Here is a 21,589-nt window from a genome sequence, read left to right as displayed (position 1 = left end):
GCCGTTAAGCTGAACCTGAGCGCTGCTGCCTGACCAGTTGCTGCAGACTACGGATATTATCAGCAATGTCCTGCCGCTGTGGTGCAATCTGGAACACCTGCTGTAATAATCGCAATGCACTTTGATACTGCTGGCGGTTAATTTCCAGCTGAGCCTGGGCCTGCAGCGCCGGGATCTGAACCTCTTTAATCGTTGCCGCCCGGCTGTAATTGATGCTGGCCAGTTCAATATTGCCGCGGTTTTCATACCACTGCGCTAATGTCAGTAAGGCTTCGCCTGACAACGGGTCCAATGCCACGGCTTGTTGCAGTTCGGTCAACGCCTGTTTTGGCTGATTGTCCGCACTGGCCAATTGCGCCCTGACCAGCGCCAGTTGAGCCTGTTGCTTTACCGGCAACTGTTGTGTCGGCAGAGCACCCTGTTTCAGCAGGCTTTTAAGTGCCGGCCATTGTTGCTGATAGGCCAGATAACTTGCCGCCTGAATCAGCGGGGTATGCCAGTTCTGGCTGTCCGGTTTTGCCTTAACAGCTTGTTGCAGCAGGCTGGCACCGCGTTCGGCACTGCCACTGTTAAAGTGCAGCTGCGCTGCCAGCAGCAGATTGTCAGCAGCGTGTTCGCCAAGACGCAGTGCAACTTCGATACTGCTAAGTGCCTGTGTGCTGTTACCCTGACTCAGCGCCAGCTGGCTACGCTGCAGCCACAGCGCTTTATTATCCGGTTGTTGCTGCAACAATTGCTCCAGCATTGCTTGTGCCTGCGACCAGGCCTGGCTTTGGATTAACGCATACAGCAAACCCTGTTGCCATTGACTGTTGTCAGGCTCCAGCAGTAACGCCTGCTGATAACCTGCCACTGCACTGGCTGGCTGCGCGGTTTTCAGGTTGATATAAGCCAGTTGACCATATACCTGGGCGTCGGCGACGCCAAGATTAATAGCGGCGACTAAATGAGGCCTGGCAAGCGCATATTGCTGTTGCTGCATCCTTACCAAGCTCAGCGCCTGATGCGCCAGCGCCAGATCCGGCTGTTTGCCAAGTGCAGCCTGCAATGCTTTGGCGGCTTCATCATAGCGGGTCAGTGACAACAACACCTGACCACGCAGCACCTGCAATGCGGCGCTGTCACCGTCAAGCGGGCGCTGGCGGAACAGCCCGGCAATCGCCTGATAGTTTTTTTGCTGCAGTAATGGCTGCAGCTGCCGGGCAAAACTTTGTTCGTTTGGCATAATAGCCGCGGTGCGCTGCGCAATGGCGTTGTTATTCAGCATCACCTGCCATACCGGGTCGTCCAGCTTTACCTGCAAAGTGCCAGCCGGGTTGTTACTGGCAAATACTGCCGTACCCCACAGCAACAAGGTTGTGGTAAATACAGCTGTTTTTAAAAATGACGTCATCGCTTTACCATTTTGCATCAAGGTTTAAATTCTACCGGCCAGATAAAGCGTGCACTGACGGCTTCTGTGCCTTTGGTGGGCACACTGAAGCGGCTGCTGCGCACTATCCGTTCTATTTCCGGCCGCAGTTCCGGGTAAGGGTTTTCTATAATATTCAGCAGCGTCAGCCGGCCTTGTTCATCAATCAGTATATCCAGCTTCACCAGGGCCTTTTTTATACCCTGGCGGCTTAAACTACGCGGAAACACCGCATTCAGCGGTGTCTGCAGCACCGGCAGTGCATCGAGCTGATCCAGGCTGAAAGCACTGATTTCTATCTGTAATGGTTGCCATTGCACTTGTTGTAGCTGAGGCTGCGGCGCACTGAGTTCCAGTTTGGGTTTAACCAGCTGAATATCGGGTGCGGCTATCTGTACTGCACTGCTATTGCTTACCTGTAAGTCCAGCGTCGGTGTCGTGTTAACCGGTTGCGGCGGACTGGGCGGTGGTGGCGGTGGCGGAGTGGGCAGCGCGGCTAAATCCAGTGGCCGTAACAGCAGCTTTTGCTCTGAAGGGGGCTGAAACTGCCGCGCATACCACATCAATAACAAAGCGCTGCTGAGCAACGTGACGCTGAGGCCAAACGCCAGTAAGCGGATACGGGCCTGCATGTTACTGCGCTACCGTCGCCAGGCTTACCTGCGGTGCACCAGCCAGTTTGGCGCCGTCCAGCACCTTAACCAGCAAGTCGGCCGGCACATTTTTATCAACCTGCAGCACCACAGGGCGGGCACGCTCACGTAGCAGCTGCTCCAATGTTGGCCTTACCCCTTCGACACCGATATTGCTGCCATCGTAATAAACACCGCCATTATCGGTAATGGCTACCAGTATAACCAGTTGCTGCAACTGGCTGGCGGATACGGCTTGCGGCTTGTCTACTTCAACCCCGGTTTCGCGCACAAAAACGGTCGTGACAATAAAAAATATCAGCAGAATAAACACCACATCTAACAGTGGCGACATATCAATGCCCTGATGCTGTTGTTCCAGCCGCTGACCTAAACGCTGCTGCATCATGCCACCTGTGTGTGCTGTTGGGCGACACGGGCGCGCGTCAGTTTGGCATTCACCAGAGACTGCAACAGCCAGGCCGGAATAGCACAACTTAAACCCAGCTGGGTTGTGAATAACGCCTCGCCAATACCTGAGCTGAGTTCGGCTGCGCCACTGTCACCAGAGGCCAGGCCAGCGAATACGCTGAGCAGGCCGACAATAGTGCCGAGCAAACCGCAAAGCGGCATACTGGCGATCAACACGGTATTAAATTGTTGCCATTGGCCACACTGCTGCCAGTGGCCACTGCGTAACAGCAGCCATTCCTGTAGCAGTAATTGGTAGCTGCCAAGTGCAGCAGCCAATATCAGCCAGCACACCAGGTTATCGGTTAACATACTTATCATGCAGCCTGCTCCTGTGTTGTAGCAGTATGACGGCCTGGTTGCTGCGAAATATGCAGCGCCAGCGCTTCGAGCTGATGGTAATAATTGCGCGCTTTACGTGATAACAGCGCATGCAGCACCAGTGCCGGAATAGCGACGACCAGCCCCAGCTCTGTGGTGATCAGTGCCTGAGCAATACCGCCGGAAACAACCTGCGGATCGCCGGAGCCAAATAAAGTCATCATGTTAAAGGTTTCAATCATGCCGCTTACGGTGCCGAGTAACCCCAGTAATGGTGCTACGGCAGCTGTTACTGCAATGGCACCCAGGCGGGCGTCCAGTGTCAGCCGGCTATGTTGCAACACGGCAAATAACGCATCGTCACGTTGCTGACCAAGCGGGTATTGTTTAGCACAGTTGTCCAGTTGTCTGGCAAAACCTGTACTGTGTTGTAGCTGTGCTGAAGGCAGGGCAGCAACCTGTACTGCAGGCAGACGCCACAGTTGCCAGGCTTTGTGCAGGGCAATGATCAATGCCACCAGTGCAAAAGCCAGTATTGGCAATGCCCAGATGCCACCTTTACTAACATGACTCAGCGCAGATTCATGCTGATTTGAACGCAGCAGGGCTTTATTCAGACTGGGATCAAATAACACCTTGGCGCGCTGTTGCTGCTGCAGCTGTTGTAAGGCAGAGGCGTCGTTGAATGGCAATGCCACACTCAGGTTGCCGGTTTTGTCGCTGCTGTGTTGCAATAAACCGCCCTGTTGCTGTTCGTCCTGCCAATACCAACTGACTGGCCCTACCTGCAGTACCCTGGCGTTTACCAGCTCACCGCTGGGTAAAATGATGTCGTGGTTGTGCCAGGCCGGGTAAAGGCTTTGCTGCAATGCACCGGCAAAGTGACTGGCCGCCTGCAACTGGCTGGTAAGAGAGGTATCGACAGTGTCTAACTGCTGTTGCCGGATAAAGCTGGCCAGCTGATTCTGCTGGTATTGTTGTTGATCCTGCCAGCGTTTCAGCCGCTCGGTTAATTGATTAAGGCCCAGTGTACTTTCATCTTCAGCACGGCGCGCAACAGCGGTTTTATCACGCAGTTGCTGTACCTGCTGTTGCAATGTCTGGTACTGGCTCACCAGCTGTTGTTGCTGACGGCTGATTTGTTGCTCGGTATTACTCAGGTTTTGCTGCGCTTGTTTGATATCTGCCAGCACGGAGTTGCTGATATCTGCCGCTGTGGCGGGATGACTGAGAGCAACAAAGGATAACAGCGCTGCGCACAGAGCATGCCCGATGATTTGTGCTAAAACGTTGCTGCTGTTCATGGCGTGGTTTCCTTGCGGGCTGACGACGCAGCCTCTGCAGATAACTGCAGTGGCAGGCTAATCAGCTCTGCCTGAGCGCGTTTTTCCAGTATTGCAATTGCTTGTAACACTTCACTACCGTCAACGCTGCTGTCAAATTGCCAGCTCCAGCCAGTACTGCCGGGGTAACCCATGCCGCTATAGCTGCCATCAGCACTGCTAAACCAGGCCTGACTTGCCCCGAGATACAGCTGTTTCACCCTGACCGGCGTGCCGTCGGCGGTGTTAAGCGTCATTTCATCCAGACTCAGGCGCTGTTGAAACTCGGCCAGTTTGGTCAGTAAAAACAAGCTGCGTTGCAACTGAACTGAGGCATCAGCATTGTCTGGCAGGCTAGTCAGTTCCTGTTGCCAGATATGCTGCAGTGGTGGCGGTAGTTGTGGCTGCATTACGCGTACCTGCTGTAGTAAAGCGCTGATCTGGCGCCCGCCCTGTTGCTGCTGTTGCTCCAGCTGTTGCTGTTGCGCCAGCAGTGCTGCCCGCTTTTCGTCTACTGCATCATGCTGTTTGCTATTACGTTCCAGTACCTGTTGCAGCTGCTTTTGTTCAGCCTGTAACAAGCTGATGCCTTGCTGCAGGCTTTGCTTACGCAGCTGCCAATCTTGTTGTAGCTGATGCTGCTGTTGCTCCAGCGCCAGCCACTGCTGCACCAGTGCATCAAGCTGAGTAACCGCAGTAGTTTGCGCCAGTACGTGGCTGGGTGTGAAAAAAAGTAATGCTAAACATAGAGTTAACATTGAAGTCGATGTGAGTTGGTTCAATCTGTTCATGAATTGCCGCTGTCTGGCTGTCATTTACAACGTTAGCTGGTAACGCATTATGTCAAAATGGTAGATCAAACACAACTGATAATCTTTCTCATTTACATTTTTTTAAGCGGGTGCTAGCATGCCGCCGGCTGACTGAAAACCCGGCGTGCAGCATGTTACCCAAAGCCTGCTGATACAGCGCCGGCCCGATAAAAATTTGGAGCAGGAAATGACACAAGTTGCCGGAGCCGCGCTTAGCGGTACCCATTTTAATAAAGCCCCGCTGGCCGCTGCCGTGGCGCTGGCATGCACAGTATTAAGTACTCAGGCCGCTGCGATGCAGGCCGAACAGGTGCAGGAGCTCGCTGTGGCACAGGCCAAAGCCACCACAGAGGACGACGTTAAAGTTGAGCAGTCGTCTAACATTAAATTTACCCGGCCGCTGCTGGATACAGCCAAAACCATTACGGTTATTCCGCAGGCGGTCATGAAAGACCGTTCGGTTGATAGCCTGCGCGATGCATTGCGTAATGTATCAGGTATCTCGCTGGCTGCCGGTGAAGGTGGTGCGCCAAGCGGTGACAGCATGTCAATCCGCGGTTTTAGCGCCACAACCGATATTTTTGTTGATGGTATCCGAGATATCGCCGGCTACAGCCGCGACACCTACAATCTGGAAAGCATTGAGGTCGCCAAAGGCCCGGGTTCGGCGGTATCAGGCCGTGGAGCTACCGGCGGCAGCATTAATCTGCAATCGAAAACCGCCCGGCTTGATCAGTTCTCTGATGTCAGCCTGCGTCTGGGTAGCGAGTCGGATTACCGTGCCACGCTGGACAGCAATATCACACTGGGTGACACCACGGCACTGCGGCTGAACCTGCTGACTGATGACGTCGATGTGGCGGGCCGCAACGAAGTGAACAACAGTAAAGACGCAGCAGCACTGTCGCTGGCAACCGGTATAGGCTCTGCACAACGTTTTAGCCTGAATGCCGAGTACCAAAAACAGGACAATATGCCGGATTACGGCCTGCCATGGGTGTCAGATCCGGCTGCAGTGCCGCAGCTGGCTGATTATGTAAACGAAGCACCACCGGTAAGTTTTGATAATTTTTACGGTAACGTTTTCCGTGACTATGAAGAGATTAAAGCGCAGTCGCTGACTGGCCGCTTTGAGCAGGATCTCAGTAATACCACTATGTTGCGGGTACAGGCGCGGGTGGGCTCCGTTGAGCGCGAAGGAGTGGTGACCGCACCGCGTTTTATCGATCAGAAAACCAGTACAAATGTACGGCAAAGTGATGAAAAAACCCGTGACACGAAAAACTCACTGGCCGCTGTGCAGCTTGACCTGGTGGGTGAGTACCAGACCGGCAGCATCAAACATAACCTGGTAACGGGGGTTGAATGGGCACAGGAAACGTTCAAGCGCTGGAATATGGTGGATCTGGTGGATGACAATCTGGACAGCACGCCATCACTAGTCGATTTGTATAACCCGGATCCGCGGGTACCTTTTACCGGCCGCTATGGCCGTGATGGCAACAGCATTGAAGCGGAAGGCGATAATATTGCACTCTATGTGTTTGATACTCTGACACTCAACCCGCAATGGGAGCTGACGTTGGGCGCACGCTGGGACAGCTTTGAAACAGATTATCAGTACAGCTATACCGACCCGTCTTTGCAGGTAGATACCAAAGACAATATGCTGAGCTGGAATGCCGGGCTGGTGTATAAACCTGCCACTAATGGCAGCATTTACTTTGCCGTGGGTAATTCGTTTAACCCATCAGCTGAAGGTCTTACCGTATCGACCAATAGCAACAGCAACCTGATCGATTTAGAGCCGGAAGAAACAGTAAGTTACGAGCTTGGCACCAAATGGGATTTACTGGATGGCCGCTTACTGACCAGTGCCGCCCTGTTCCGTACCGAGAAAAAACATGCCCGTACTGATGATCCGGACTTTACCGATGGCCAAAGCAGCTTTGATACGCTGAACGGCCAGCAAAGGGTGCAGGGGCTGGAATTAAGCGCGGTTGGCTACATACAGCCTAACTGGACACTTATTGCTGCCTACACCTATCAGGATAGCGAAATTACCCACGCTGAAGGCGATGATGCCAGCCAGATTGGTATGCCGCTGTCAGGTACGCCGGAGCACTCAGCCAGTGTCTGGAGCCGTTATGATTACAACGACAAACTGGCGTTTGGTGCCGGTGCACAGTATGTTGGTGAGCGTTTTAATAACTCGTCTGCTAACCGTAAAACAGCTCCGGGTTACACCACTTACGATGTCATGCTGTCTTATCAGGCCACCGATAAACTGGGTTTACAGTTAAACGGTGTCAATCTGTCGGACAAGCGCTACATTGAGCAACTTGGCGGTGGTCACTTTATTCCGGGTGAAGGGCGCCATGTCAGTATTACTGCCAGCTACAGTTTCTAAGCGGTAATAGTTAAACTAAAGCCCCGCCAGCGTGATGCCAGCGGGGCTTTGCTGTCTCTGAACAGATAACAGGAGCGGGTATGCTGTTAAAAATTCCACAGGTGTTAACAAAAGCACAGGTTGCCAGCTGCAAGCAGGTGTTGCTGGATGCAGACTGGGCTGATGGCAATGTCACCGCAGGTTATCAATCGGCACAAGCCAAGCATAACCTGCAGTTGCCGGAAAATAGCCCGGCAGCACGCCAGCTGGGTGATCTGGTATTACAGGCGCTGGCGCAGAATAAATTGTTTATGTCAGCGGCGTTGCCGCTAAAAATCTTCCCGCCTCTATTTAATTGTTATCAGGGCGGGCAGTCATTCGGTGTACATGTCGACAATGCTATCCGCCAGGTACCGGGAACACCGGTGAAAGTGCGTACCGACTTATCTATGACGCTGTTTTTCTCTGAACCTGAAGAATACGAAGGTGGTGAACTGGTGATTGAAGACACCTATGGTGCACACAGTGTGAAACTGGCTGCCGGTGATATGGTGTTATATCCGTCGACCAGCCTGCATAAAGTCACGCCGGTAACCAAAGGGCGGCGACTGGCATCATTTTTCTGGTTACAGAGCATGGTGGCCAGCGATGAAAAGCGCAGCCTGCTGTTTGATATGGATATGGCTATACAGTCGCTGCGGCAACAGCTGGCGGATAGCCGGGAAATAGTTCAGCTGACCGGGGTGTATCACAACTTGCTAAGGCAATGGGCGCAAACCTGACCGCTACTGTTGTTTCAGTACTTGCACTTGTTTCAGTATCTGTACTGACGCATTATGTTGCGCTTAACTGCTTCCAGCTTTAGCGTTACAGGGGACGCCATGTTCAGTGAAATTATTCAGCCGCGCTTTTCCGACACAGATGCCTTGGGTCATATCAACAATACAGTGTTTGCGGTCTGGTTCGAAGGGGCCCGCCAGGGCGTGTTTAAGATTTTTACGCCAAACCTGAACTTACAGCAGTGGCCTTTGATTATCGCCGGCATCAAACTGGATTATCATGCCCAGACTCACTTTGGTGTTGAGGTTGAAATACGCACCTATATCAGCCGTATCGGCAGCAGTTCATTTGATGTGTATCAGGAAGCCTGGCAGCAAGGTGTTAAAACCGTATCCGGCACTGCGGTAATGGTGCAGTTTGATTACAACAGCAATAAAGCCGTCACTATTACCGCTGGGCAGAAAAAGCAATTGATGCAGCACACACTCCCAGTATAACCAACTTCACCAGCCGAATATTGTCCGGCGATAATTATCGCAGTCAGCCTTGGTCTGGTCGTAAAGCACTGGTATGGTAAAGCACGGCTGGTTATCGTCGAAGCAGAATAATAATCCGGAGTGTGTTATGAAAAGCGTGTTTATTGGCCTTACAGTAGGCATCAGTCTGGTGCTGGCGGGCACAGCACAGGGGTACGATCGTATTACCGGTGCTCCTTTTGCCAGCCGTTCAGAAGTCATAGCACCGTCGGCCATGGCTGCCACCAGTCAGCCGCTGGCCACTCAAATTGCACTGGATGTGATGAAACAGGGCGGTAATGCTATCGACGCCGCTATTGCTGCCAACGCTGCCCTGGGTTTGATGGAACCGACCGGCAACGGTATCGGTGGTGACTTATACGCCATCGTCTGGGACGCCAAAAGCCAGAAACTGCACGGCTTAAATGCGTCTGGCCGCTCGCCGCTGAGTTTAAGTTACGAAATGCTGGCGCACGAGCTGAAAAAGCTTAACCGTACCAGTTTGCCGCCGCACGGCATGTTGCCGATCAGTGTACCGGGTGCCGTGGATGGCTGGTTTGAGCTGCATAAAAAGTTTGGCAGTCTGCCGATGCAGCAAATTTTGCAGCCTGCTATCGACTACGCCGAGAAAGGCTTCCCGGTCAGCGAATTAATTGCCTACTACTGGGACCGCAGTGTACCAGTGCTGAGCAAACAGCCGGGCGATTTTAGCGGTACCTTTACTATTAATGGCAAAGCACCGGCGAAAGGCCAGATTTTTAAAAACCCGGCACTGGCTAACACACTGAAAAAAGTTGCAAAAGAAGGCCGGGATGCGTTTTACAAAGGTGATATCGCCGTAGAAATTGACCGCTTTATGCGTGCCAATGGCGGCTATCTACGCTATGCCGACTTTGTAAACCACCGCTCTGACTGGGTAGAACCTGTCGGTGTCGATTACAAAGGCTATACGCTATGGGAGCTGCCACCCAATGGCCAGGGCATAGCCGCGCTGCAAATGTTGCAGATCCTGAAAAACTTCGATTTAAAAGCCGCCGGTTTTAATACGCCGCAAAGCCTGCACCTGTTGATTGAAGCGAAAAAACTGGCCTTTGAAGACAGGGCCAAATTTTATGCCGATCAGGACTTTAACAAAGCACCAATTAAGGGGCTGATTTCAGAAGAATATGGCCGTGGGCGTGCCAAATTAATTGGTGACAAAGCCGCCAAGCGGGTTGATGCCGGTAACCCGGCGCTGTACCAGGGCGATACCATTTATATGACCACCGCCGACAAAGACGGCAATATGGTGTCATTAATTCAGAGTAACTACCGTGGAATGGGCTCAGGTGTGGTTGTGCCGGGGCTGGGTTTTGTCTTCCAGGACCGCGGCGAGCTGTTCTCGATGGACAAAAAACACGTTAACGCTTATCAGCCGGGAAAACGGCCATTTCAGACCATTATTCCGGCCTTTGTTACCAAAGATAATAAACCACTCATCAGTTTCGGTGTCATGGGCGGTGCTATGCAGCCGCAAGGCCATGTGCAAATTCTGGTCAATATGGCCGATTACGGCATGAACCTGCAGGAAGCCGGTGATGCGGCGCGCTGGCAGCACCTTGGCAGCACGGAACCGACCGACGGCAGCGACATGTATCTGGAAAACGGTGGTTATGTGGAAATGGAAACCGGCGTGCCTTATGAAACAGTGCGCGAGCTGATGAAAAAAGGCCATGATGTGCGCTACGGCTTAGGCGGTTACGGCGGTTATCAGGCCATAATGCGCGATCATGAAAACGGCGTTTGGGTGGGCGCGTCTGAATCACGTAAAGACGGCCAGGCTGCGGGTTACTAAACGAACAGACAGGATTAAAACCGGATTGTTCTAAACCGACCGTTGAAGCCCCGGATGGGCGGACAAATTTGCCGGGAGCGAATTTGAACAGCTTTGCTGGTCCCGTAGGATAAACTTCATGGATGAAGTTTATAAACGAGCCTACAGGGACGTATTTACGGCGTGTCGGTGTGAGCAAGCCGGTTTTACGGCTGGGCTAACTAACCTAGTTGCACCTGCACCTGATAATTCGTGGTGATTTGCTCTATCGCCTGTTGCATATCACCATCAAAGTCGGCACACAGCTCAGCGTAGCTGTGGCGCAGTTTCAGGCGCTGGGTAGTTTTAACAAAGCGCAGCACTTCTTCTTTGCTGGTTAAAATAAGCCGTGGTACCCGCACGTTGTTACCCTGCTCGTCTTTGGCAATCATCGTAAAATACGACGAGTTACAGTGCTTTATCTTACCGGTTTGAATATTCTGCGCTTCTACCCTGATGCCGACCACCATAGAGCTGTTGCCCACAAATATCACCGACGCTTTTAACGTAACCAGCTCGCCGACTTCAATCGGGTTTAAAAAGTCTACCCTGTCAACCGAGGCGGTGACACAGTACTTACCACTGAACTTAGAGCCGCAGGCGAAGGCTATCTGATCCATCAGTGACAGCAGATAGCCACCATGAATTTTACCGCTGAAATTAGAGTGTGATGGCAGCATCAGCTGCGACAGGGTGACGCGTGAACTGCTGCCTTTTTTAAATTCTTCGCTCATAACGGCTTCTATTTACTGACGAGGGTGTAGCCAAGTGTAGCAAAGCAATAGTGAATAACTGCTCTGCTGTGTCTGGCCTAATTCAGGCCATGAGTGGGTTTGTGTTGCACCAGTACCCAGGGTGAAATAACCACGGCCCACAACTCGGTTTTCTCATCAAACCACTGCTGTGCCTGCTGTTCGCTGGTGCGGCCGACAGTACCTGCCGCCAGCCAGTCGGTAACGCGGGTTTTGTCATCGCGGCTAAAGGCAAACGCTACGTCAACCAAATCCAGCGCTGCTGACACGGTAATTACGGCACCGGCAGCGTAAAATTTTTGCAGCTCCAGCCAGTTGATACGGGCTGTCTCACTGATAATTTTGGCTTTTATCAGTTCAGGGTTATGTTCATCATCGATCAGATGCGCATCTGGTGGTGTGATTGCAGTCATAAAAGTTTACTCAGTTTCATCGCCTTGCTCGGCCACCTGGGCGGCGCTGAGTTCGTGCTTTTTCAGTAATTTATAAAAGTCAGTGCGGTTGCGGCCGGCCAGTTCAGCGGCGCGGGTAACATTGCCTTCAGTCATTTGTAATACGCGGATCAGGTACTGACGCTCAAACTGATCGCGCGCTTCTGTCAGCGGTGGCCAGTAGCTGCTGTCCTGCGATAATGCCTGCTCCACCTGAGCTGCGCCTATTACCGGGCTATGGGTTAACGCAACGCATTGCTCCACCACGTTGACCAGCTGACGCACATTGCCGGGCCACTTGGCGGTGGCCAGTAGCTGCATTGCATCGTCAGAAAAACGTGTTACATCAACCTGATGCCGTTCTACACTTTGCTGCAGCACATGGCGTGCCAGCAAAGGAATATCTTCGGGTCGCTGCTCAAGGCTTGGCAGTTGCAGGTTAACCACATTCAGCCGGTAGTATAAATCTTCACGGAAGCTGCCATCCTGCATAGCTTGCTGCAGATCGCGGTGGGTGGCTGATAATACTCTGACGTTAATGGGTACCGTTTTGGCGCTGCCGACCGGGCGAATTTGCCGCTCCTGCAGCGCGCGCAGTAGCTTAACCTGCAGCGCAACCGGCATATCGCCAATTTCATCCAGAAACAGGGTGCCGCCATCGGCTTCCCTGAACAAGCCGCCATGCTCGGTAACTGCACCGGTAAAGGCACCTTTGGTATGGCCAAACAGCTCAGATTCCAGCAGATGTTCCGGCAGGGCGCCACAGTTAATGGCAACAAAAGCTTTCGCTGCACGTGGGCTGGCTTTATGTATTGCTTTTGCCAGTAGCTCTTTACCTGTGCCGCTGGCACCGGTGATCAGCACGCTGACATCGCGCTGCGCCACGCGGTAACTTTGCTCCAGTACGTCTTCCATCAGGCGCGAGCGGGTAATAATATCTTCGCGCCATTCAGCCTGTTCCGGCACTGATTGATGTACAGCATTTTGTAAAATATCGCGCAGCTCACTGGTATTCAGTGGTTTGGTGAGAAAGCCGAACACGCCGCGCTGGGTAGCGGCAACGGCTTCGGGGATCGAGCCGTGCGCTGTCATCAGCACCACCGGCAACCCCGGGTAGCGTTTGGCAATCTCATCAAACAGGCTCATACCGTCCAGGCCTGGCATGCGCAAATCGCTGAGCACGACGTCGATACTGTTTTTAGCCAATAAAGGCAAAGCTGCCTCGGCGCTGTCAGCGCTGATCACCTGATAGCCTTCGCCTTCCAGTCGCAGTGTTAACAGTCGCAGCAGGCTTGGGTCATCGTCAACAAGCAATAAACGGGGCTTAGCGCTGGCCATTATTATCCTCTTGCACCTTAGGTTGGTTCAGCTGGGCCTCTATCTGGGTCAGCGCATCTATTTTCTTCTGCAACTCGCGGTTGGTTTTTTGCAGCCGTTCTATGTTGTCATGTTGCTGCGCATTTAAACGCGTCAGTGCGCTGACTGCGGATTCGGCTTCCAGCAACTTCTGGTTAAACGTCAAATCCCAGCTTAGCAAAGCAGCCAGCTGCGGCGGCAGGCTGGCCAGCTGATCGGCCAGTTGCATCTGGATCCGCAGCCGCGTCAGGTATGGGGTGTCGGGATGCAGTTGCAAAATAGTACGCTTGAGCATCCAGACATCGTTCTGTGTGGTATCGCTGTTAAGCAGTTCGCGCTCTTCATTTACCCGGTTTAGCATAGCGGCGCGGTAGTTCACCCAGGCTTGTAACGCATCGGCATCGTCGCTGATCTTTAGCGCGGGTGCAGCCGGTTCTGGCTGCTCGGCAAAATCGACTAACGGCTCAGTCTGCGGTAACGGCTCTGGCACTGGCGCTATAGGCTCTGGTGCCGGCTTTATCTGGCAGCCGGCCAGGGTCAGGCTAAAAAGGATGATTAATCCGCTTTTCATGCTGGTTTGTCCTCTAACAGCGGTAGCCGCACCCTAATACAGACGTCGGCATAAATAACATCAACAATGTCGGCATGGCCGCCCAGCAGGCGTGCGCAGTCGGCGACGATAGATAACCCCAGACCGGAGCCTTGTACTGCATCAAACCTTGGTGTGGTGCCACGCTGAAAGGGTTCAAATAACTTCTCGCGCAGTGCAGTAGGAATAGGATTACCATTGTTTGCGACATCCAGAAACAACTGATGTTCCTGCTGGTACAATTTTACCCATACCGGGCTGTTCTGGCTGCCATAGGCCTGAGCATTGTTAATCAGGTTATCCAGTATACGCCGGAATAGCGTAGCGTCGGTATAAATCGCGCTGAGCTGACAACTCAGATCGATACTTTGACCGCGTTGCTGTAACGACAGCGCATGGTCGTTAAAGCAATCGGTCAGCAATTGTTGCGGTGAATGCCAGTCTGGTTCGGGCTTAGCCTGTTGCAGCAAGCGGTTGTAATCCAGCAGTTGCTCAGTTAATACACTGAGCCGGTCGGCGCTGCCGTTTAGCAAGCCTACCACCTCCAGCTGCTGAGGGTTTAACGGGCCTACCAGTTGTTCACTGAGTAATGAACAACCTTCACGAATGCTGGACAACGGTGTTTTTAACTCGTGCGATGCGTGGCGCAGTAAAATCAGCCGGAGTGCTTCCAGCTGTTGCAGACGCGAGCTTAACCAGCGTAGCTGCTCACCCAGTTCAGTCAGTTCACGCGGGCCGGTCATTTTTTCTTCCGGAAACTGATGCTGCTGCCCGATAGCGCGGATCATTCTGTCCAGCTTACGCACCGGTGCAGTAATGCGGCCAGAAGCCCACAGCACCAACAACAGGGTCAGAAACACCAGTGCGACCGTTTGCCAGGCCAGTTGCTGTTGGCTCTCCACTACAAAATGCTGCTGTTGTTGCAGATTTTTTTCCAGCAACAGCCAGATTTGCTGCGTCAGTTGTTGTTGCTGCAAACGAAACTGCTGCATCACCGGTTCCAGTTCGCTGCTACTAAGCGCAGTGAAATTGTCCAGAATGATTTGCAGCTGATACTGCTGTTGCTGGCACAACTGCGGTTGGCCGACGTTGTCGCACACCTGTTGCAGCAGGGCCTGATAGTTATCCAGGTGGGTTTGGGCTACCCGTGCTAAGGCTTCGGTTTTCACCACGGCGTGCTGACGCACTGCCCGTTCTATGTCCACCACCAGGTTCTGCATGTTCTCAGCGCGGCGTACACTAGCAATTGAAGATTCCGCTTCTGCGACAGCGTTTTGGCTAACGCCACTAAGCGCTCTGTGGCTTTGCCACATCAACACCGCCACCGGGATCAGGGCGAGAAAAAAGCTCAATAACACCAGTTGCCGCAAAGAAGCGGTTTGCAAAGAAAAGCGCATAGTCGTTTGTCGTAATCGCAGGGCCATTAAGCATACCCTATTTTACCGGCAAAAAAAAAAGGCCAGTGGGGTTCTGGCCTTACAAAAATTCAGCGAAGCCGCTGAACTCATGGGATAGTGGCGCTGGCGGCTTAAGCCGCCTCGGCCAGGTAAGATGGCTGGTAAGCCGTTGCCGCCGGTAATGCCGGTACTGCAACTGGTTGTGTTGGGGTAGCGGCCATTTGAGCCTGTTCCCATGCCAACACGCTGTCGTTGTTCAGGTTTACACGGCGCAGCATGCTGATCACTACAGCTACGTTAGCCAGTAAAAACAACACTGTACCCATCAGAAATAAGTCCATAACAACCTCCGTTAAATGCAGCTTTACATCAGCGTGCTGCGTTCAGTCAGTTCGAAGGAGAATGTGGCAAAGGCACTTAGCAACCTGCACTTGCGACATTCTCCTGTAACGTCGCTTGGTATACTTAATACAAGGGCTGTGCCAAGTTTGAAAATTATTTATATTTTCATATAAATCAATTGTTTATTTGTATTTTATTTATGCGAAAGCAGGAGTGAGCAGATTAACTGTCGCAGTTCGGCGACAGTTAATCTGGCTTGAAAATAATATTGTTATTTATCAGATGTTTATGGTGTATGCTTTTGGCGACACAAAATATAAGTTATTGAATTTAATTATATAAACTCATATTTTTTTGCGACGCGGTCAAAATATTCCAGACATTGCTTGGCGTACTCGCGTTTTTCAACATAAGTGCCGGGGAAAAAGCTCTTTTTAAAACCATAAGCCACCATGTCTTTCAGGCGTTTCAGCGGAATATCAAAGTTATCCAGCGCCAGTTGATATTCTTTGCTGACAGTGGTGTTAGACACCAGGCGGTTGTCGGTGCAAATTACCGTAGCAATGCGGCTTTCCAGCATGTCTTTAAATTTGTGCTGCTTAATATCGGTGATCGCCGGGTTAGTTTGCAGGTTGCTGGTTAAGCAGACTTCAATAGCGATGCGTTTGTCGGCAATGTAGGACGCCAGATTACGGATATAAGCCGCTTTGTCGTGAATTTCCGGATCGCTGATCATCTGTGGAATAAACATGGAGTAGCCATGGCCAATACGGTCGGCATAGCATTCGGTAATGGCTTCAAATACGCTCTCTGCGCCATAAGCTTCGCCGGCATGCAGCGTTTTCAGTAAAAAATGCTGGTGGGCGTATTCGTACACCTCTTTAAACTTGCTGGCCGGGTAACCACTTTCCTGGCCGGCCAGATCCAGGCCGACAATTGGCATACCCTCTTCATCGCGCAGCCGCACGCTGGCCCGCACCAGCTCCATCGCTGCCAGTTTAATGACATCCATCGGTGCAAAATCACGCATCAGTTGAAACAGGTTGGTGTAATAAGGCGAGAAGCCTTTGTCGCCAAACATGCGCATGGCGCAGTTAATAATGCCATAGGCAAAAGGTGGCTTCAGGCCGCTAAGCACCGGTTCAGAGCGGTTGTACTCCTGCATCGCGCGTTTTAAACCATTATTAACGGCATGCATGACACGGTCAAAATCGATGCCATTGGGTAAGTCGATAAGCAGTTGGGGAGCAAAACGTACTTCGATGTAGTTTACGCCTTCCAGTTGGTTATCAATGGCCAACTCATAGGCTGCACGCTCCAGGTTTTCCATATCGCGCAATACGGCACAGGTGTATTGAAAGCAGTGTAAATATTCGCCCAGATTATGGTATTTGTCTTTAAATACCAGCTGTTTAAGCCCCTCTACGGTATCGGCAGGCAGTTTAGTACCGGTACGTTTGGCCATTTCAATCAGGCTTTCGAGCCGCAAGCTGCCATCCAGATGCAAGTGGAGGTCGGATTTAGGCATCTCTTTGATAAATTCAGCAGAATAACGCGGCATAACAACTCCTTGGCAGTTCACTGCCATTAAGTGTATCGCAAATTCAGTGCTATTCGTGGCTTTACTGTCATATTCACCCTCTGTTTGCTTGCTTAAGCGGTTTAACTGGCTTAAAACAAAGCAATAATCAGAACAACAATGCTAAAGGAACTGCAATGAAATCCTTCCCCACCTTGCTGGCTATAGCCTGTGCATTTTTGACCAGCAACCTGTTAGCCAAAACCGATACTTTTGCTCAGGGGCGTCAGCTCCTTTCTGCCAGCGAGTTTCAGGTGCTGACACCACGGCAGCGGGTCGTGCCGGAAAATAAGATTTTAACTGAGCGGCTTGAGCAGTTGCTGCCGCAGTTGATGGCGGAAGCGGGCTTGGATATGTGGCTGGTGGTTAACCGCGAATATGCCGAAGACCCGGTGTACTTTACGCTGGTACCTCAGCCGACGTTTGCCGCCCGGCGCACCACTATGTTGCTGTTTAGCCGCAAAGCCGATGGTAGTGTGGAGAAGCTATCGGTTAACCGTTATCCGCTCGGGGCGCCCTATGAGTCTGCCTGGTCTGGTGGCGATTTAGCGGCGCAGTGGCAGGCACTGGCAGCGGAAATTGTAAAGCGCTCTCCTAAGCAAATTGGTATTAACGTATCTGAGCACTGGCCGGTAGCGGATGGCTTAACCTCAGGTTTGCATCAGCAGCTGCTTAAGGTATTGCCAGCTGAATATCAGCCGCGGCTGGTCAGCGCCGAGAAACTGGTGATCCGTTGGTTTGAACAGCGCACTGCCACTGAGTTGCAGTTATATCCGCAGGTGGTGGGACTGGCCAGAGGCGTAATCGCCGAAGCTTTTAGCAATAAGGTGATCACGCCCGGGGTAACAACCACTGACGATGTGGTTTGGTATATCCGCGAGCGCTTTGAGCAGCTGGATTTGCCGGTATGGTTTACGCCCTCGGTCAGTTTACAGCGTGCAGGCACAAGTTGTCGGGCTGACAGCCCATTTTGCGGCAGCAGTGGTATTATTCAGCGCGGCGATGCACTGCATACTGATGTGGGAATTTGTTATCTGAAACTGTGTACCGATACCCAGGAAATGGCTTACGTGCTGAATAATGGCGAAGCTGATGTGCCTGTAGGGTTAAAACAAGCATTGGCCACCGGCAACCGTTGGCAGGACTTACTAACACAGGCATTTCGCACCGGCCGCAGTGGCAACGAGATACTGGCTGCAACCCATAAAGCTGCGGCGAAGGCAAAGATTAACCACAGTACCTACACCCATGCGCTGGGGTTTGTCGGCCATGCGCCGGGACCGACTATCGGCATGTGGGATAATCAGGGCCCGACAGCGGTGCAGGGTGACTGGCTGGTATATGCCAACACCGCTTATGCCATTGAAGGCAATATTAAGCAGGTGGTGCCGGAGTGGCAAAACCAGCTGATACAGATAAAGCTGGAGCAAAGCGCTTACTTTGACGGTAAACAGGTGATCTATCTGGCGGGCCGGCAAACACAGTGGCATTTGATTCGTTAGTAAAGCGCTGTGGTGAGGCTCAGCCAGCCGTATCGGCAGCATATTTATTGATATTGGCAAAGGCCATCAGAATATCTTTGGCGTAGCTTACTCTGGGGTGCTTAAGCGCCCCTTTACGCCATACCAGATAAATGACATTTTCCGGGCCGGCTGCGCCTAAACGAATCAGTTCCCCGCTTTTAATGCCATCACGGCACAGGTAATCCGGCAATACGCTGTAGCCAACACCGGCTTTGACAATACCGGCAATCGCCCTGATATCGGGGCAGATGGCAGCTATCGGTGATTGGCAGCTCTGGTTGAATACGGCATTAAAATATTGCCGGATAAGCGGTAGCGTGCTGTCGTAGCTGACGACCGGATACAGCGCCAGTTGCTCGGCGCTAACAGCCAACTGCTGCAGCTGCGTACCGGTAAAGCGGTTTGCCACCAGCATCAGCCGTTCACTATCAATAATCTGATAGTCAAATGCTTCAGGGTCGGGGGTTGAGGCAGTAATAGCCAGCTCTGCAGTGCCTTCGCTCAGCAGCTGATAAATCCGCTCTTTGTTGCCAATGTGCACCACCAGATTCACTTCGCCGGCCTGCAGCAAGTTGGCAAACTGTGCCCCGGCAATATGGCTGATGTACTCTGCCGGCCCGGCGATGTTTAATGTGCCGTATACAGCTTTACTGCGGTTACGCACTGATGCCAGCTTTTGTTCTACCGCATCCAGATGCGTTGACACCTGCAGTGCTAAATCGTGCGCAGCCGCTGTTGGCTCAACACCACGTGCCTTGCGCTCAAACAGCGCGACCCCTATCAGCGATTCAATACTTTGAATATGGGCCGTAGCGGCGGGTTGGGATAGCCCCAAATTGGCAGCAGCTTTGGTGATCGTGCGGCAGCGGTAAACTTCGACAAAAGTGCGGAGCTGAACAAAGTATGACATTACAATAAGCCATCAGAAATATGATGGCTGATCATAAAAGCGCTGAATTCTCATCGCAAGCGAAACCGCCTAAGCTTGTGTCATCTGATGCTGCAACGGGCAGCTTAACAACAGACAAGTGAGGATAGGATGTTTAAGCAAACACTTTTAGCGGTGGCAGTATTAAGCAGCCTGAGCCAAACGGCTCTGGCAGAAGAAACCAGCAAGGGCCAGATCCTGGTGTTGTTATCCAGTGAAAGCCAAATGCAGCTGCAGGACGGTAAAACCTTAAGTACCGGTTATTACCTGAATGAATTTGGCGTACCAGCAGATGCGTTTATGCAGGCGGGCTATGAACTGGTACTGGCCACACCCAAAGGTAATGCGCCTGTGGTAGATGAGAAATCTGTCACGACCCAATATTTTGGTGGCAGCGAAGCAGAAATGCAGCGTATTCAGCAGGTGATAGCAGACATTCCTGGTATTGACGACACTTTGTCATTACAGGAAGTTATAGACGGTGGCCTGGCACAGTATGAAGCGGTGTTTATACCCGGCGGCCATGCGCCGCTGATTGATTTAGCCAATAACCCGCAGGTTGGTACTATACTGACACATTTTAATGCGCAGGCTAAACCAACGGCGGCAATCTGCCATGGCCCGATAGCGCTGCTGTCTGCCCAGCACAATCCGCAGCAATACCAGCAGGCACTGGTACAGCAAAAAACACCTGTGGCCAGCAACTGGATTTACCAAGGCTACAAAATGACCATTTTCTCTGACGCAGAAGAAACGGTATTTGAGACATCGTTAAAGGGTGACAAGTTGCAGTATTACCCCGGTAAAGCCATGCAACAGGCCGGCGGCAATATGCAATACAGTGAAGCCTGGACACCGAATGTGGTTATCGACCGTGAGCTGATCACCGGGCAAAACCCGTTTTCCGATAAAGCACTGGCTGCTGCGATGTTAGATAAACTGGCAACTGCCACTGAATAATGCTGTGAACCGATACGATAGGAGTTGTTATGTTGAACTTTACCTTTAAAAACCAAACCGAAATTCTGTTTGGTAAAGGCCAGATTAAAGAGGCCAAAAGCCGGTTACCGCAAGACGCCCGGGTATTACTGTTGTACGGCGGCGGTTCGATTAAACGTAACGGCGTGTACGATGATGTGCTGACGCTGTTAAACGGCATACAGTACGAAGAGTTTTCCGGCGTAGAGCCTAACCCGACACTGGAAACCCTGATGCAGGCGGTCGAGCTGGTGCGCAGTAAACAGCTGAACTTTATTCTGGCCGTTGGCGGGGGCAGCGTCATTGATGGTGCTAAGTTTATCGCTGCTGCGGCAAACTTTGACGGCGAGCCGTGGGATATTCTGGCTAAAGGTGCCTCTTTCGCGTCAGCCTTGCCGATAGGCGCAGTGTTGACTCTGCCAGCAACGGGCTCAGAGAGTAACGGTAACTCTGTGGTGACCAACAAAGCCACCGCGCAAAAACGCGCCTTTGGTTCCGACCTGGTGCAACCGGTATTTGCTGTGCTGGACCCGGTATACACTTACTCGCTGCCAGTAAAACAAGTTGGCAACGGCGTGGTGGATGCATTTGTTCATGTGATTGAACAGTATCTGACTTACCCGGTAAACGCGCCGCTGCAGGACCGTTTTGCCGAAGGTATTTTGCAAACCCTGATTAGCGAAGGGCCAAAAGCGCTGGCGACACCACAAGACTATGATGTACGCGCCAATGTGATGTGGGCCGCTACGATGGCATTGAACGGTTTAATTGGCAAAGGCGTGCCGCAGGACTGGGCCACCCATATGATTGGCCACGAGCTGACAGCACTGTTTGGCCTGGATCATGCCCAGACACTGGCAATAGTGTTACCGGCGCTGATGTATGCGCAGCGTGAGCAAAAACGGCAGAAGCTGCTACAGTTTGGCCAGCGCGTTTTTGCCATAAACAGTGGCAACGCCGACGAAGTGATCGACAAAACCATTAAAGCCACGCAAGACTTTTTCGAGCACATGGGTGTGAAAACCCGGCTGTCAGATTACAACCTGGCCGCAGCCGATATCGATAAACTTATCGCTAACCTGGAGCGTAATGGTATGACGGCCTTAGGTGAACACGGTGATATCGATTTAGCTAAAGCAAGGCAGATACTGGAGCTGGCGCTGTAAAACGGCTGCAGCAACTCGTGACGAAAACCCCGGTGCGCATGAC

21 protein-coding genes are annotated in these 21,589 nt (G+C 52.1%); 7 read left to right on the top strand and 14 right to left on the bottom strand.

The annotated features are described in order from the left end of the window. Nucleotides 1–4 precede the first annotated feature (4 nt). From AC5SV9_RS09355 to AC5SV9_RS09330, 6 genes are read right to left on the bottom strand one after another with little or no spacing between them, the layout of a single operon-like run. Nucleotides 5–1,393, bottom strand: coding sequence for a tetratricopeptide repeat protein (locus AC5SV9_RS09355; RefSeq protein WP_475153200.1), 1,389 nt, complete (start codon nucleotides 1,391–1,393; stop codon nucleotides 5–7). A gap of 17 nt (nucleotides 1,394–1,410) precedes the next feature. Then, on the bottom strand, nucleotides 1,411–2,043 hold the full coding sequence (locus AC5SV9_RS09350; RefSeq protein WP_475153198.1) for an energy transducer TonB: 633 nt from the start codon (nucleotides 2,041–2,043) through the stop codon (nucleotides 1,411–1,413). A gap of 1 nt (nucleotide 2,044) precedes the next feature. Continuing rightward, entirely contained in the window at nucleotides 2,045–2,452 is a 408-nt protein-coding gene (locus AC5SV9_RS09345) for an ExbD/TolR family protein (protein WP_206109432.1), read from the bottom strand. Continuing rightward, nucleotides 2,449–2,835, bottom strand: a complete 387-nt coding sequence (locus AC5SV9_RS09340) for a MotA/TolQ/ExbB proton channel family protein (protein ID WP_475153196.1) — start codon at nucleotides 2,833–2,835, stop codon at nucleotides 2,449–2,451. The genes AC5SV9_RS09345 and AC5SV9_RS09340 overlap by 4 nt, the downstream gene beginning before the upstream one ends. Further along, entirely contained in the window at nucleotides 2,832–4,139 is a 1,308-nt protein-coding gene (locus AC5SV9_RS09335) for a MotA/TolQ/ExbB proton channel family protein (protein ID WP_475153195.1), read from the bottom strand. Before AC5SV9_RS09335 ends, AC5SV9_RS09340 begins: the two co-directional genes overlap by 4 nt. Beyond that, nucleotides 4,136–4,948: a DUF3450 family protein gene (locus AC5SV9_RS09330; RefSeq protein ID WP_475153193.1), complete on the bottom strand. Its 813-nt coding sequence runs from the start codon at nucleotides 4,946–4,948 to the stop codon at nucleotides 4,136–4,138. The genes AC5SV9_RS09335 and AC5SV9_RS09330 overlap by 4 nt, the downstream gene beginning before the upstream one ends. Before the next feature lie 208 nt (nucleotides 4,949–5,156). Between AC5SV9_RS09330 and AC5SV9_RS09325 the strand changes: the two genes are divergently transcribed. The 4 genes from AC5SV9_RS09325 to ggt all read left to right on the top strand — a co-directional run bounded on the left by AC5SV9_RS09325 (nucleotide 5,157) and on the right by ggt (nucleotide 10,487). Beyond that, nucleotides 5,157–7,379, top strand: a complete 2,223-nt coding sequence (locus tag AC5SV9_RS09325; RefSeq protein ID WP_475153191.1) for a TonB-dependent receptor — start codon at nucleotides 5,157–5,159, stop codon at nucleotides 7,377–7,379. A gap of 80 nt (nucleotides 7,380–7,459) precedes the next feature. After that, a complete protein-coding gene (locus AC5SV9_RS09320; RefSeq protein ID WP_475153189.1) occupies nucleotides 7,460–8,140 on the top strand; it encodes a Fe2+-dependent dioxygenase in 681 nt (226 codons plus the stop codon). 99 nt (nucleotides 8,141–8,239) lie between these two features. Next, on the top strand, nucleotides 8,240–8,635 hold the full coding sequence (locus AC5SV9_RS09315; protein ID WP_475153187.1) for an acyl-CoA thioesterase: 396 nt from the start codon (nucleotides 8,240–8,242) through the stop codon (nucleotides 8,633–8,635). A 127-nt stretch (nucleotides 8,636–8,762) separates the two neighbouring features. After that, entirely contained in the window at nucleotides 8,763–10,487 is a 1,725-nt protein-coding gene (gene ggt, locus AC5SV9_RS09310) for a gamma-glutamyltransferase (protein ID WP_475153185.1), read from the top strand. A 200-nt stretch (nucleotides 10,488–10,687) separates the two neighbouring features. Here ggt and AC5SV9_RS09305 read toward each other — a convergent pair whose 3' ends face one another. The 7 genes from AC5SV9_RS09305 to AC5SV9_RS09275 form a co-directional block, all read right to left on the bottom strand. Next, on the bottom strand, nucleotides 10,688–11,239 hold the full coding sequence (locus AC5SV9_RS09305; RefSeq protein WP_475153184.1) for an acyl-CoA thioesterase: 552 nt from the start codon (nucleotides 11,237–11,239) through the stop codon (nucleotides 10,688–10,690). 77 nt (nucleotides 11,240–11,316) lie between these two features. After that, nucleotides 11,317–11,670 carry a DUF2288 domain-containing protein gene (locus AC5SV9_RS09300; protein ID WP_475153182.1) on the bottom strand — a complete coding sequence of 118 codons (354 nt, stop codon included), beginning with the start codon at nucleotides 11,668–11,670 and terminating at the stop codon, nucleotides 11,317–11,319. Nucleotides 11,671–11,676: 6 nt separating this feature from the next. Continuing rightward, nucleotides 11,677–13,026, bottom strand: a complete 1,350-nt coding sequence (locus tag AC5SV9_RS09295) for a sigma 54-interacting transcriptional regulator (RefSeq protein WP_331924359.1) — start codon at nucleotides 13,024–13,026, stop codon at nucleotides 11,677–11,679. Further along, nucleotides 13,013–13,615 (bottom strand): hypothetical protein, encoded by a 603-nt coding sequence (locus AC5SV9_RS09290; RefSeq protein WP_475153180.1) that lies wholly within the window; start codon nucleotides 13,613–13,615, stop codon nucleotides 13,013–13,015. The genes AC5SV9_RS09295 and AC5SV9_RS09290 overlap by 14 nt, the downstream gene beginning before the upstream one ends. Continuing rightward, entirely contained in the window at nucleotides 13,612–15,057 is a 1,446-nt protein-coding gene (locus tag AC5SV9_RS09285) for a sensor histidine kinase (protein WP_475153179.1), read from the bottom strand. The genes AC5SV9_RS09290 and AC5SV9_RS09285 overlap by 4 nt, the downstream gene beginning before the upstream one ends. Before the next feature lie 104 nt (nucleotides 15,058–15,161). Next, entirely contained in the window at nucleotides 15,162–15,371 is a 210-nt protein-coding gene (locus AC5SV9_RS09280; RefSeq protein WP_475153177.1) for a hypothetical protein, read from the bottom strand. Between the two features lie 335 nt (nucleotides 15,372–15,706). Next, nucleotides 15,707–16,933, bottom strand: a complete 1,227-nt coding sequence (locus AC5SV9_RS09275) for an adenosine deaminase family protein (RefSeq protein ID WP_475153176.1) — start codon at nucleotides 16,931–16,933, stop codon at nucleotides 15,707–15,709. 155 nt (nucleotides 16,934–17,088) lie between these two features. Between AC5SV9_RS09275 and AC5SV9_RS09270 the strand changes: the two genes are divergently transcribed. Next, nucleotides 17,089–18,453, top strand: a complete 1,365-nt coding sequence (locus AC5SV9_RS09270) for a M24 family metallopeptidase (protein WP_475153175.1) — start codon at nucleotides 17,089–17,091, stop codon at nucleotides 18,451–18,453. A 19-nt stretch (nucleotides 18,454–18,472) separates the two neighbouring features. Here AC5SV9_RS09270 and AC5SV9_RS09265 read toward each other — a convergent pair whose 3' ends face one another. Further along, complete coding sequence (locus AC5SV9_RS09265; RefSeq protein WP_475153173.1) at nucleotides 18,473–19,384, bottom strand: LysR family transcriptional regulator; 912 nt, start codon at nucleotides 19,382–19,384, stop codon at nucleotides 18,473–18,475. A gap of 129 nt (nucleotides 19,385–19,513) precedes the next feature. Here AC5SV9_RS09265 and AC5SV9_RS09260 point away from each other — a divergent pair, with 129 nt between their 5' ends. Beyond that, the gene (locus AC5SV9_RS09260) at nucleotides 19,514–20,362 is read left to right on the top strand and encodes a type 1 glutamine amidotransferase domain-containing protein (RefSeq protein WP_475153171.1); all 849 of its coding nucleotides are present in this window, start codon (nucleotides 19,514–19,516) and stop codon (nucleotides 20,360–20,362) included. Nucleotides 20,363–20,391: 29 nt separating this feature from the next. Continuing rightward, the gene (locus AC5SV9_RS09255) at nucleotides 20,392–21,546 is read left to right on the top strand and encodes an iron-containing alcohol dehydrogenase (protein WP_475153170.1); all 1,155 of its coding nucleotides are present in this window, start codon (nucleotides 20,392–20,394) and stop codon (nucleotides 21,544–21,546) included. The last annotated feature ends 43 nt before the right edge of the window (nucleotides 21,547–21,589 follow it).

This window comes from Rheinheimera sp. ATLC3, from assembly GCF_059429535.1.
The sequence above is the reverse complement of the archived record's forward strand: the minus strand, read 5'-3'. Positions and strand labels throughout refer to the sequence as shown.